Annotated in this window: 12 protein-coding genes; 5 read left to right on the top strand and 7 right to left on the bottom strand. The window is 56.6% G+C overall.

Annotated elements, in window-relative coordinates; all coding sequences use genetic code 11:
* Positions 1-90 precede the first annotated feature (90 nt).
* Together GN111_RS13305 and GN111_RS33370 are read right to left on the bottom strand one after the other, a co-directional pair.
* The gene (locus tag GN111_RS13305; RefSeq protein WP_155304217.1) at positions 91-1,422 is read right to left on the bottom strand and encodes a M48 family metalloprotease; all 1,332 of its coding nucleotides are present in this window, start codon (positions 1,420-1,422) and stop codon (positions 91-93) included.
* Positions 1,423-1,518: 96 nt separating this feature from the next.
* Complete coding sequence (locus tag GN111_RS33370; RefSeq protein WP_170302265.1) at positions 1,519-1,794, bottom strand: zinc ribbon domain-containing protein; 276 nt, start codon at positions 1,792-1,794, stop codon at positions 1,519-1,521.
* A gap of 271 nt (positions 1,795-2,065) precedes the next feature.
* Here GN111_RS33370 and GN111_RS13315 point away from each other — a divergent pair, with 271 nt between their 5' ends.
* Both GN111_RS13315 and GN111_RS13320 read left to right on the top strand, forming a co-directional pair.
* Complete coding sequence (locus GN111_RS13315; RefSeq protein WP_155304219.1) at positions 2,066-2,305, top strand: hypothetical protein; 240 nt, start codon at positions 2,066-2,068, stop codon at positions 2,303-2,305.
* Between the two features lie 226 nt (positions 2,306-2,531).
* Complete coding sequence (locus GN111_RS13320) at positions 2,532-3,377, top strand: amidohydrolase family protein (protein WP_155304220.1); 846 nt, start codon at positions 2,532-2,534, stop codon at positions 3,375-3,377.
* 75 nt (positions 3,378-3,452) lie between these two features.
* Here GN111_RS13320 and GN111_RS13325 read toward each other — a convergent pair whose 3' ends face one another.
* Positions 3,453-4,679 carry an Lpg1974 family pore-forming outer membrane protein gene (locus tag GN111_RS13325; RefSeq protein WP_170302266.1) on the bottom strand — a complete coding sequence of 409 codons (1,227 nt, stop codon included), beginning with the start codon at positions 4,677-4,679 and terminating at the stop codon, positions 3,453-3,455.
* A gap of 285 nt (positions 4,680-4,964) precedes the next feature.
* Here GN111_RS13325 and GN111_RS13330 point away from each other — a divergent pair, with 285 nt between their 5' ends.
* Complete coding sequence (locus tag GN111_RS13330) at positions 4,965-6,884, top strand: LVIVD repeat-containing protein (protein ID WP_155304222.1); 1,920 nt, start codon at positions 4,965-4,967, stop codon at positions 6,882-6,884.
* Positions 6,885-7,000: 116 nt separating this feature from the next.
* Here GN111_RS13330 and GN111_RS13335 read toward each other — a convergent pair whose 3' ends face one another.
* The 3 genes from GN111_RS13335 to GN111_RS13345 all read right to left on the bottom strand — a co-directional run bounded on the left by GN111_RS13335 (position 7,001) and on the right by GN111_RS13345 (position 9,925).
* A complete protein-coding gene (locus GN111_RS13335; RefSeq protein WP_155304223.1) occupies positions 7,001-7,813 on the bottom strand; it encodes an ABC transporter ATP-binding protein in 813 nt (270 codons plus the stop codon).
* On the bottom strand, positions 7,810-8,706 hold the full coding sequence (locus GN111_RS13340; protein ID WP_155304224.1) for an ABC transporter permease: 897 nt from the start codon (positions 8,704-8,706) through the stop codon (positions 7,810-7,812). The genes GN111_RS13335 and GN111_RS13340 overlap by 4 nt, the downstream gene beginning before the upstream one ends.
* Positions 8,707-8,935: 229 nt before the next feature.
* Positions 8,936-9,925, bottom strand: coding sequence for an ABC transporter substrate-binding protein (locus GN111_RS13345; RefSeq protein ID WP_155304225.1), 990 nt, complete (start codon positions 9,923-9,925; stop codon positions 8,936-8,938).
* A gap of 120 nt (positions 9,926-10,045) precedes the next feature.
* Here GN111_RS13345 and GN111_RS13350 point away from each other — a divergent pair, with 120 nt between their 5' ends.
* Positions 10,046-10,378, top strand: coding sequence for a Trp family transcriptional regulator (locus GN111_RS13350; protein WP_231715734.1), 333 nt, complete (start codon positions 10,046-10,048; stop codon positions 10,376-10,378).
* Positions 10,379-10,400: 22 nt separating this feature from the next.
* On the top strand, positions 10,401-11,012 hold the full coding sequence (locus tag GN111_RS13355; protein WP_155304226.1) for a DUF2284 domain-containing protein: 612 nt from the start codon (positions 10,401-10,403) through the stop codon (positions 11,010-11,012).
* Positions 11,013-11,019: 7 nt separating this feature from the next.
* On the opposite strand, the gene GN111_RS13360 is transcribed toward GN111_RS13355, so the two are convergent.
* Complete coding sequence (locus GN111_RS13360; RefSeq protein ID WP_155304227.1) at positions 11,020-11,850, bottom strand: nitroreductase family protein; 831 nt, start codon at positions 11,848-11,850, stop codon at positions 11,020-11,022.
* Positions 11,851-12,023: the final 173 nt, after the last annotated feature.

Here is a 12,023-nt window from a genome sequence, read left to right on the forward strand (position 1 = left end):
AGTCCTGAGGAAGGAGGCTGTATTGATCATACGCCGCAGTGACGAAGGACGAAGCGTAACGTAGATATCGGGCTTGCTGCGGATTCGTCGTTATTTGATGTAGCCCCACTCCTTTAGCCGCTTATACGCATACTGCGCCTGATTGCCCTGCTGCACCTGCTGCAGATAGGAATTGTAAGCCCGGGCAGACTGCTGAACCCGCTCCATGCCTTCCAGCGACAATCCCTGGAAAAAAATCGTATTGGGGTTGCCCGGCAGGTGCTGCTCATAAGCACTGAAATCCTGGTAGGCGGCTTCGTACTGCTTGTTGCGGATCTTGGTAATCCCGCTGATATGGTAGGCTTGGGCCTCTTCGGGGTACACCTGTTTGGCCCGCTCCACGTAGCGCTCGGCTTCCGCATTCTTTTTCTGCATCAACTGACACTTGGCCATAAGCAGCAGTCCCACATAATCGTCAGGCGCTTGGGCCAGGGCCTCCTTGAACAGGCTTTCGGCCTGACTGTACGCCTCCTTGCCCATGGCTGTCTCCCCATCCTGCATTTTTTTAATGGCACCCTTCATTTTTCTCAGGCCGGCGGTATTGTCCATGTAGCGTTCCCGGTTAAGCGGCTGGCCGTTGTAGCGCTGGTAGTCGTTGGTGGCCTGATTGACCGCCGTACGATAGCGTTCTGCAGACATGGGGTGGGTGGCGAAAAGAAGTTCCACCGAGCTGGTCTTGTGCTGGTTCATGTTGTTGAGCATCTCCATAAGCCCGACCATCCCTTGGGGGCCATAGCCCGAACGGGCCATGTATTCCATGCCCAGGCTGTCGGCCTGGCGCTCGTTGTCGCGGCTGTAGGAAGCCAGCAGGGCGCCGGAGCCCAGTTGACCCAGTTGCCCGGCCAGGTTGCCGGCGGTAGAACCCACGGCCACGCTGGTGAGAATCGCCAGCCCCCCCACGGCCATGTTGGCCACCTGGGCTTTGGACATGATTGCTGCAGTGTGGCGGGCGTTGACGTGGCCCAGTTCGTGGCCCAGCAGGGCGCCCAGTTCGGCCTCGTTTTCCAGGTCCAGAAGAATGCCCCGGGTACAGGCGATGCTACCGCCGGGAAAGGCGTAGGCATTGACGTAATTGGCGTTGACGCAGTGGAAATTGTAGGGCATCTGCGGGCGGTGGGTGTTGGGGGCCATGCGTTTGCCGGTGGCCTGGATATAATTCTCCAGCGATCGATCCTGGACGATGCCGTAATCGGACGAAAACTGGTGGGGCGCGTTTTTCCGATCGACGGCGATCTCCTGCTCTTCGCTCATGATCATGAACTGGGACCTTCCCGTAACCGGATTGGTGGCACAACCCATAGCCAAACCGGTGGCCGCCATACCGGTCATGACGAGAAATTCACGTCGACTCAGTCCGTTGATTGCCCTTCGATGACGATTCATATTCACCTCATCGGGGAGTTGCTTGAAGCCCCTGTCAACTCGATATCGATGAATCCGTAAAAAACGATGAAAGATGCTGTTTCCGGAGCGAAACGGTCAGGCTCTCTGGCCGCAATGTGGACAATACCGATACGAACGGTCAAACGACCGCCCGCAGGCCACACAAACCTTATCGGTCCCGGACGGTGGCACCGGGGGTGTCGGGGTCCGGAAACCATTGGCCGGCTGTCCGCAGTTGTCACAGAAAAGAAACGTTTCGCCCCGCTTGACCCGCAGCAGGGGAATAAAGAACAGGCTCAAATAATGGTCCACCCGGGTGGCATAGGCCCGGTTCATGCCGCAGGACGGGCAACGCTGCGGATTTTCGTCCACCCGCCTGGTTTTTGGTTGTATGCCGGCAATCAGAAACATGCAATCGGTTATGGAAACATTCCATACTCGGTATTCGTCTTGCGCAGGAGCCGCTTCCAATCGCGTTGGAACAGAGATGATCGCGGCTGGAAGTCTCTCCTGCGCCATTTCTACCTTTTTGCCCATAGCTGCAAAAACCGTCAGGTTCCTCTTGGCGGTTGCAAGCATGGGTTGTATTGTATAAAAAAAAGCTCCATAGTCAATATACAAAACATGGTATCAGGAGTCCCCAATGGCCGACAACAACCTCGAAGTTGAAAAGATGCTCAAAGACCTGATCAAGGTTAACGCCGTTATCGCCACTGAACTGATTCAGTTGGTGGAGAACTCCAGTAGACTGGTTCACGGCGGTGAGGTTCCCGAAACCTGTCGGGTCCAGCACCGGGCCTTGAGAGAGGAAATCGTCCAGATCGCCGAACGCTGGAACGAGGGCTGCGAAACGTTGCGGGACCACAATCTGGCCCATGATTGACCGACTCGTAAAAAGGCCGATATCGGCGTTACGCTCCATCCTTCGTCACCGCGGCGTACGTCTGAGTACGCTGCCTCCGGCACCCGCGATTGCGGTATTCTCTGGATTCGCAAGCCTTGATCTCGGCCTTCTTACGGGCCCGTCCAGAATGTTATTTTTTACGATTCTATCATGATTAACAGTAAGCGATTATCTGTAAAGTTCAAATTAACCAAGGAGTCTACCCATGATCATCGACTTCCACGTCCACACCTTCCCCGCTGACATCCGCGACCACCGGGAGCGGTTTTTCGACGACGAACCCGAATTCAAACTGCTCTACGAATCCCCCAAATCCAAGCTGGTGTCCGCCGAGGATATCGTCGCCATGATGGACGAGCAGGGGGTGGATCTTTCGGTGGTGTTTGGCTTTCCCTGGCGTAAACCCGAGACCTGCCGGCTGAACAACGACTACGTCATCGATGCGGTCAGCCGCTATCCCGACCGCTTGCGAGGGATGTGTTGCGTGGATAGCCTCAACCCCGACGCGGCCGACGAAGTGCAACGCTGCCTGGACGCCGGGCTCAGCGGCGTAGGCGAACTGGCCTTTTACGGATGCGGCATCGACGGCGAATGCCAGCTCAGCCTGGACCCCATCATGGCCATGTGCCGGGAGCGCGACGTGCCGGTGCTGCTGCACACCAACGAGGAGGTCGGCCACCTCTACCCCGGCAAGACCCCCAACACCATGATCCAGATTTACGAAACCGTCTCGCGCTTTCCGGACAACACCATCGTCCTGGCCCACTGGGGTGGCGGCATCTTTTTTTACAACCTGTTGAAAAAAGCGGTCAAGGAAACCCTCAAGAATGTCTGGTACGACACTGCCGCCTCGCCGTTTCTCTACGAAAGCCGCATCTACAGCTACGCCAGGGACCTGGTGGGCATCGACAAGGTCCTACTGGGCACGGACTATCCGCTGCTCAAACCGGCCCGCTATTTCAAGGAGATGCATGAAGGCGGGTTGAATCGGGAGGAAATGGATGCGGTCTGCGGGCAGAATGCCGCTGGCCTGATAAAATTGCCGATATAAACCGCCCTTTCGATATCGACGGAGAAAGGCACAGCGGGAGGCGAACGAGATGCCCCCCCCGTTGCGCAGCATCGTTTAGAACTGGAGAAAGCCTTCAAAAAAATACCCGTAGAAACTGAGGTCCGTGGTGTCCGTCTCCATAAGTTGGCTGTCCACGTCGTCCATATACCCCTGGCTGGTCACCATGTTGAACCAGTTCTGCCATTCGTAGCCGATCTTGGCGCCCATCTGTAAGCCGTTTTTCAATTGGTAGGCGTAACCGATGCCGGCCCGTGCCTCGGCCACCGGTATCAGCCGGTGGTCGTAACTTTCTTCCACCTCTACCCGGGCGGTTCGAGTATCTGAGCCTGCTGCCTGGTCAAACTGCGAGTACGAAACATCGAAATCCCCCATCAGCAGCGATCCGCCAAGGGACCCGAACAGGTCGAAGCCAAGGCCCATTTTCCAGTCGAAATCGATGCCGAAACGCGGCCCCCACCCGGTGAATTTGTTTGTATTGTCAATCCAGCTTGCGCGGTAAAGAGTAGAACTAACCTCTTGGACGTAGGAGATGTCGAATTCCTGATTCACCTTGGCATGGCGTAATCCCGCCTCGAGCCGCAGGTCTAAGTTCTCCCCGACGTTCAACCGTTGGCCGACGCTGATGTCGGCAACGATCTGTTCCCATTCGTAGGTTGCATCGGCGTCGGTCACATCGTTGTCGTCGATGATCGAATTGGCATGGAGCCAGGTTCCCCATAGATCGCTGCCTGTTCCCGCTTCTGCGGATGACGAGTCTCCCCCGGTTACCTTTCCAACCCCGAAACCGATATCTCTTCCCGAATCGGTCTCGATTCTCATCCCGCCCCTCCAGCCGGAACTGTAGCCGGGATCAACATCTATGTAACTGCCGGCCATCCTATCAGGCCCGACTTCGTCCTCATCGAGGACAGCAAAATCGAGGCCGCTGCGGCTGGGGCGCAAATAGACATTTTCGAAAGATACAACTGCTCGAGGCCCGGTTGTCGGTGCGCGGACGAGGGATTTTTCGGCCACGGCGTCCGCATTCGATCCAGGAGCCGGATTTGCCTTGAGCCCGGCCAGTTCGGCCTTGGCCTTGGCGGCTTCTTCCCTGGCCGCTGCTGCCTCTGCTTTGGCCTGGTCCGCTTCGAACTGGGCCTTGCGCGTCTGCTCCAGGACCTCATCGAATCTGGACTCCAGTTTGCGGATCATATTGAGAAGCTCTTCGTTACTGGGCTCCTGCGCCAAGGTTCCAATCGGCAGACATAAAACCATCAATACCGCAACAATAAGCATTCGCATACTTCGATCCTCCGGAAAATAGTGAACAACGACAATCTCTCCAGCACGGCCAAATCGAATCCCAAACAACGGGAAAACAACAAAAGTTGTGCCATTTATCACGTCGACCATGGGGTTGTCACGACCATTATCGTAATGTTCGGTAAAAGTTCGCTTTTCAGGCGTTAAGATTGGCGGGGGATCATTGCGAGAAACGGCGGAATTAATCGAGTTTTTTGTTGTTTACATTGTTCATCAGGATTTCTATAGTATCGTCGAACTTGGCGCTTACGAAAGGAATTTCCGATGAAGCTGGCATCCTGTTTCTGCGCACTTCTGATCGCGACTGTATTGGCTGCAGCCACCGCCCTGGCCGAACCGGTTCTTACAAACGGCGACCGCTGGCCGGTGAGTTCACCCCGGGCCGTAGCCATGGGAGGGAGCTATGTTTACATGGCCCGGGGCAATGTGCTGACCATACTGAACACTTCTTTAAATGTTACGGGTCAAATCGACCTGGATGCCGAAATCCGTTGCATTTGCTATGCAGGGAACCACGTCTTCGCCGCCCTGGGAAGCGCCGGATTGGCCATCGTGGATGTATCCACACCGGCAGTGCCATCCGTGGCAAGTACTTTCGAGCCTGCCGACGGCACCTCGGTGGGCAGTGTCTTCGTCAACGGCAATTATGCTTACATCGCCAACGTCGGCAACCGGTTCAAGATTATAGACATCTCCACGCCAGCCGCCCCTGTCGAAAAAGGTTCCGAAACCCTTTCCGGCTTGCTGGTGTCGGCGGTAAACGTTCACGTTTCCGGGACTACGGCCACCGTGGTGGACCAGGTCAACGGATTGCATCTCTTGAATGTGGCCGATGAAGACAATCCTCAATGGGAAAGCGTCACTGCCATCGCCGGTGCCTTCGACGCGCGCCTGGACGGCAGCTATGCCTACGTGGCCAGCATCTCCGGCGGGTTGGACATCGTGGACATCAGCGATAGTTCCAACCCGGAGATTTTGGGCAGCTACACACCCACGGATGGCTATTCGGTGGGTGTGTTCGTCAGCGGGAACACTGCCTGGCTGGCCGATCAAGTCAACGGACTACATGAAATCGACATATCTGATAAATACAATCCGACTTTGTCGTCAACCGCTGCCGGCACCACCGGAGCCTACAGCACAGCCACCGACGACGGCACCAATGTCTACGTCTGCGACCACGAGCAGGGGATTCAGCGGGTGGCCGGCGGAGCAGCATCCTACGAAGCCCCCTGCGAAGCGATCAATCTTTACCTGGATGACGACGACTACCTGTATGTGGTCAGCGGCAGCGCCGGCGGAAATGCAGACGACGAAGGATTGCGCATCCTCGACGCCTATTATCCTGGCAATGTCGGCTACGAAAGCTTCGTCGAAACGCCGGGGCAAGCGCACGGCGTCTTCGTGGATGACGATTACGCCTACGTGGCTGACGGCGACCAGGGGCTGCAGATCATTGACGTCAGCGACAAATCAAATCCAGGAGCACCGGTAAACGAAGGCACCTCGGGAACGGCATATGAGGTCTTTGTTTCAGGAAATTTCGCCTATGTCGCAGATGGGGGTTCAGGGCTTCAGGTCATCGATGTCAGTGACAAGTCCAATCCCGGAGCACCGGTAAACAAAGACACCTCGGGAACGGCATATGGGGTCTTTGTTTCAGGAAATTTCGCCTATGTCGCAGATGGGGGTTCAGGGCTCCAGATCATCGATGTCAGCGACAAGGCCAGTCCGGCAATCAGCGGCAGTTACGACACCGTTGGAACGGCATATGGAATCTATGTTTCAGGTAGATATGCATATGTAGCCGACGGCGATCAGGGGTTGCAGATCATCGATGTCAGCGACAAGTCATCTCCATCAGTCGTTGGCAGCTACGACACCGACGGAACGGCCAGGGGAGTGTTTGTCCGAAACGGATACGCCTATATCGCCGACGGTACCAACGGGCTGGTAACCGTGGACGTCTCCGACCCAACCGACCCATTGGAAGTTGAGAAATGGTGCACCGGGACCACGGCCGAAGCCCTGGGTGTCCATGTGGTGGGAGAATACGTCTACGTGGCTGAAGGATTGGGTGGCGCGGCCATCTACTACCTAACCGACGAAGATCCTTTCGTACCGACCCCGCTCCCCGACTCGGACGGCGGCGGCGGCTGTTTTCTTAACAGCTTGGGGTTCTGAAGGTCGATTTCTTTCTGGATGCCGGATCAAGTCCGGTATGACGAGTTCGATACTTCTAAGGAAATAACAACTGTTCGGGCGCAGTTTTTCGCTGGAGCGGCGTCCCTCATTCGTCCTCAGCCCTCAGTCTTCCGCCCACCGGCCAGCAGCACCTCGTCATTCTCAAACTCCTGGCGGCGGATGTCGGCGAACATCCCCAACAATCGTGGCACGGTAAGCTTTTTTTTCTCCTCACCGGAAACGTCGATGATGATCTCGCCGGCGTCCATCATCAACAACCGGCTGCCGTAAGTGATTGCGTGGTTCATGTTGTGAGTGATCATCAGGGTGGTCAATCGGTGCTCACGGATAAAGCGGGTAGTCAGATCCATGACGATGGCGGCATTGCGCGGATCCAGGGCCGCGGTGTGCTCGTCCAGCAAGGCGATATCCGGTCTGGACAGCACCATCATCAGCAGGGTCAAGGCCTGGCGCTGGCCGCCGGACAGGCTGCTGACATTTTCCTTCATGCGCGATTCGAGTCCCATTTTCAGGTGAATCAGTTGCTCGCAGAAATAGGCCCGCATCTTGCGGTTGAGGCTGATCACCGGCCATTTGAAACCCTTCTTGCAGGTGATCATCATGTTGTCTTCCAGGGTCATGTTGGAGGCCGTGCCCACCAGCGGATCCTGAAAAATTCGCCCCAAGTAGCGCGCCCGTTTATGCTCCGGGTGGGCCGTGACGTCTTCGTCGCCGATGTATACCTTGCCGGCGGTGGGCATCAGGCTGCCTGAAATCAGGTTGAACAGGGTGGTCTTGCCGGCGCCGTTGCTGCCGATGATGGTGACGAATTCGCCGGCCTGTACCGTCAAATCGAGATCCCGGATGACGGTCTTGGCGTTGGGGGTTCCGGCGTGAAAGGTGCATCTGAGATTTTGCAGGCGAATCATGCGGCGGTCCCTCCCTTGCCCCGGATGCGGCGGTAATTGGTCACCGCCAGGGAGGCGATAATCAGGATGCCGGCGATCAATTTGAGATCGTTGGGTGTCATGTTGATATAATAGCCGTAGAAGCGGCCCAGGTACATGATGGCCTTGAACAGGATGGCGCCCAGGATCACCCGCAGGGTGAGCAGACCGATCCGGTTGGACTTGATGATAAACTCGCCCAGCATCACCGACGCCAGGCCGGACACCACGATCCCCTGCCCCAGGTTGACATCGGCGAATCCCTGATACTGGGCCGCGAATGCTCCGGACAAAGCTACCAGGCCGTTGGACAACCCCACACCGATGAGCTTGAGTGTGGCCGGATTGACCCCTTGAACCCGGACCATCTGCTCATTGTTGCCCAAAGCCCCGAACACCAGCCCCATATCGGTGTGGAAAAAAAGATCCAGGGCCAGCTTGATGGCCAGCACCACCGCAATAAAAAAGATCAACGCGGCCCAATCTGCGGGAATCAGGTTACCGGCCGCAGCGGTAACATGGGTGAGAACCGTGTCCACCCTTAGTAAGGGGAGATTGGCGCGGTTGTCCAGGATGCGGATGTTGACCGAGTAGAGCATGGTCATGGTAAGGATGCCGGCCAGCAGGTGGGGGACCTTGAGCCGATTGTGGATGGCCGCTGTGACGAATCCTGCCAGCACACCGCCGCCGAAAGCCAGCAGCAATCCGAAAAGCGGGTTCTGGCCCGCGGTCAGGGATGTGGCCATGATTACGGCCCCCAAGGGAAAACTGCCGTCCACGGTCAGATCCGGAAAATCGAGAATGCGGAAGGTGAAAAACACTCCCAGGGCCATGATGGCGTAGATCAGCCCTTCAACAAAAATTCCTTCAAGCATGATGGTTCCGTTTTTCGGGTTTGATCAGTTGTAAATTTCAAAAGACCGCTTTCATGTCCATTCATGAATCTTTAGATTGATATGAACAAGAATGCAGGAGCCAGAATTCAGAATTCAGAAGTGCTGCACTCGCTTCGCTCGATCAATCTATTGAAACGATAGCAGCGGTTTTTCTTCCAGATTCTGACTCCTGGCTCCTGATTGCAAATATGCCATTTCTGCATGGTAACTACTGCTTGATCAACTTCCCGTCCTCAACAATCGTATTGGCCTTTTCAATCACATCTTCCGGAAAGATCAGCCCCAGTTCGTTGGCCACATCCAGGTTGATCAGCAGGTCCACATCCGAAGCGTCCGTCATGAAAATCGTAGGAATGGTTTCCGGCTTTTCTCCCTTGAGAATGCGATTCACCAGGCGGCCGGTGGCCCGACCCATCTTGTAGTAATCATGCCCCCAGGCGGCCAGAACGGGAGTGGTTTGGGCGCTGCTGGGATCGGCGGACATCACGGGGATCTTGTATTTCTTGGCCACGCTGGCCACAGCGGCGAGGGCGGACACCACGGTGTTGTCGTTGGAGATGTAAATGCCGTCCACCCGGCCGGCGATGGTCTGAACGGCCTGTTTGACCTCGGCGGAATTGGAGACGGTGGTTTCGACAAATTTGATACCCATCTCCCGGCACACTTCGCGGGCAATGTTGGCCAGGCTGACCGCGTTGGCCTCGCTGCTGGTGTAAACATGCCCCAGCGTTTCGATGGGCTTGATGCGGTTGAGCAGTTCAATCTGGGCCTTGACCGGCGTCATGTCGGAGATGCCGGTCACACTCTTTTCGCCTTTGTCCGTCGAGGCGACCAACCCGGCCCCCACCGGATCGGTAACGGCGCTGAAAATCACCGGACGGTCCTTGAGCGAGTTAACCAGCGCCTGTGCCGTGGGCGTGGCGATGCCCACGGCCAGGGTCACGTCCTCCGATTTGAACTTCTGGGCAATGGACGATGCCGTGGACATTTCTCCATTGGCGTTCTGGAGGTCGAAGCGCGCATCGGGGTGCTGAATCTTGACCACTTCCTGTACACCTTTTTCAATGGCGTCCAGGGCCGGGTGGGCCACGATTTTGGAAATGCCGATCAGGACCGGATCGGATGCGAACGCCGGGACGCCAAAAAGCATGGCAACGGACACGAACAGGGCAATCAGTGTGAAACTGCACTTTTTCATGAACTTTTTCCTTTCCTTTCCACTGTTTTTTCACTATGTTTTTGCAAACAGAAACAGGTTTGATCGGTCCTTACCTAATCGAGAGGACCGGTAAAAACAAGTCTTTTTCCTAATCGCCGAATGGCTGAAACCGGCATCCTGCCGACCATTTTAAAGGCCCGCCCCATGAACGTCGTTACCCGGGAATTAATCGATATTTTTACCCGTACCCGAGACCGCAGGGATATGGAGATTCTTTTCAAGGAGATCTTCACCCCCAGCGAAATCGACACCCTCACCCTGCGCTGGCAGCTCCTCAAGGATCTTTACGAAGGCAAAACCCAGCGCAAAATTGCCGCCGAACACAAGATCAGCCTATGCAAGATTACCCGCGGCTCCAAACTGCTCAAGGCCAAAGGCAGCTACCTGAAAAAAGTTCTGGACGACTACTACGAAGCGAAGGAAAAGGTCTGATAGCAGGACCGGAAATGATGCCATGGGTGTTCGGGAAGTTGTATTTAACCAACGCGAACGGCTGACCCGCCTCGAGCGGCTGGCCTGCAAATGGGGGGCCAGCCGGGCCGCAACCGTTGCCACGGCAAACATCGTCGTGAACGATGCCTTTGCGGAACTTTGCCGTCTTCCGGATTGCACGGTTTACGGGTTGTCCGCCGGCTGTCCGCCCCATGTCGGCGGCACTTTTGAAATGCGGAAGCTGCTCACGCAATACGAGTGGGCCATTGCACTGAAAATCGATGTCCCCACGGATATCCTGCTGGGGGAAGAGCGCTTTCACCTCTACCGTGTCCTGCATGAAATTGTCGCCGCCGTCGAACAGGCGGCCGTGGAAAAGGGCTTCTCCAGAGCCCGGGCCTTTGCCGGAGGGTCCTGCAAAAGGATCTTCTGCGCCGATCAACCCGATTGCAGCGTTTTGTACGGCGGCCCCTGCCGCCACCCGGACCGGGCCCGGCCTTCCATGTCCGGCTATGGCATCGACGTTTCCCGCCTGATGAACGCCGCCGGCTGGCAAATGAGTTGGATTACCCGGAATACTTCAGCGGAAGAAGTCCCCATGGGTGCGTTGGTGGGAATGGTGCTTGTGGGCTGAAGCCGCCTCAACCTTCATCCCACCAGGAAACAATCGGCTGCCTGCGCAGCGGCAGGCGCGGATAGGTAAAGCGAGGGTATCCCACCATCAACGCTCCGTAACATCGATGCCCCGATGGAAGGTCGAGGGCCTCGACCGTGGCGGGGAATCCCTGGGATGCCGCCCAGAAATACCCCGCCCAGCAGGCGCCCAGCCCCATGGGGACGGCGGCCAGTTCCATGTAGGCCAGGGCGATGGTGCAGGCCGGGGGCGCCGCAAAATCATTTTTCGGGGCATGGGCCACGACCAGCGCCGGTGCACCGCGCAGGATCACGTCGTTGCCGTCTTCCCAGCGCTCGACAGCCCTTGCCATGTGAAGCGCGGCTGCCACTTCGGGCTGGTTGTCCATCATCCAGCGCATCCATTCGATCACCGTGCCGGCCAGCATCTCGATCCGGGGCCGGTTGTCGATCACCCGCCACTGAGCGCTTTGCGAATTATGCCCCGACGGGGCATGGCTGGCGATTTCGATCATCTTTTGGATTTTACTGCGTTCAACCGGCTCCTCCTTATAGCGCCGGATGGATCTTCGGCTGCGTAAGAACTGTTCGCACTGATCGGCCGTTAATCGAAGTTCCGGCCGAATCAGCGGGCACTGGTCGGCCGCCATTTTCTCGTGGGAGATGCTGGCCGTGGGGCACACGGCCACACAGTGTCCGCAGGCGATACAATACTCTTGGGCATTTTCGGTCAGCCGCGGCACCTCTCCTTTGGAGAATTCGATGATGCCCGTGGGACATACGGCCGCACAGATACCGTCCCGATTGCAGGTGTTTGCGTCTATGGTCAAAAGGGCCATCGTATTCTCCTTTACAGCATATTCGTCATCCAACGCTATCTTCTATCAGGCGGCCGGGCATCGTCCCAATGGATGCCTGAAAATCTTTTCAGACCGCCCAACACCACACACTCGAATGAAAGGGGGTGGATTCTTGGGAGCGGCTTCCATCCGCGATATGGCTTGCAATCGTC

The sequence above is a fragment of the Desulfosarcina widdelii genome, assembly GCF_009688965.1.
Lineage (GTDB): Bacteria > Desulfobacterota > Desulfobacteria > Desulfobacterales > Desulfosarcinaceae > Desulfosarcina > Desulfosarcina widdelii.

Coding starts and splice junctions, on each gene's coding strand:
- GN111_RS13305 (WP_155304217.1), bottom strand. CDS start 1,422: ATGAATCGTCATCGAAGGGCAATCAACGGACTGAGTCGACGTGAATTT.
- GN111_RS13315 (WP_155304219.1), top strand. CDS start 2,066: ATGGCCGACAACAACCTCGAAGTTGAAAAGATGCTCAAAGACCTGATC.
- GN111_RS13320 (WP_155304220.1), top strand. CDS start 2,532: ATGATCATCGACTTCCACGTCCACACCTTCCCCGCTGACATCCGCGAC.
- GN111_RS13325 (WP_170302266.1), bottom strand. CDS start 4,679: ATGCGAATGCTTATTGTTGCGGTATTGATGGTTTTATGTCTGCCGATT.
- GN111_RS13330 (WP_155304222.1), top strand. CDS start 4,965: ATGAAGCTGGCATCCTGTTTCTGCGCACTTCTGATCGCGACTGTATTG.
- GN111_RS13335 (WP_155304223.1), bottom strand. CDS start 7,813: ATGATTCGCCTGCAAAATCTCAGATGCACCTTTCACGCCGGAACCCCC.
- GN111_RS13340 (WP_155304224.1), bottom strand. CDS start 8,706: ATGCTTGAAGGAATTTTTGTTGAAGGGCTGATCTACGCCATCATGGCC.
- GN111_RS13345 (WP_155304225.1), bottom strand. CDS start 9,925: ATGAAAAAGTGCAGTTTCACACTGATTGCCCTGTTCGTGTCCGTTGCC.
- GN111_RS13350 (WP_231715734.1), top strand. CDS start 10,046: ATGGCTGAAACCGGCATCCTGCCGACCATTTTAAAGGCCCGCCCCATG.
- GN111_RS13355 (WP_155304226.1), top strand. CDS start 10,401: ATGGGTGTTCGGGAAGTTGTATTTAACCAACGCGAACGGCTGACCCGC.
- GN111_RS13360 (WP_155304227.1), bottom strand. CDS start 11,850: ATGGCCCTTTTGACCATAGACGCAAACACCTGCAATCGGGACGGTATC.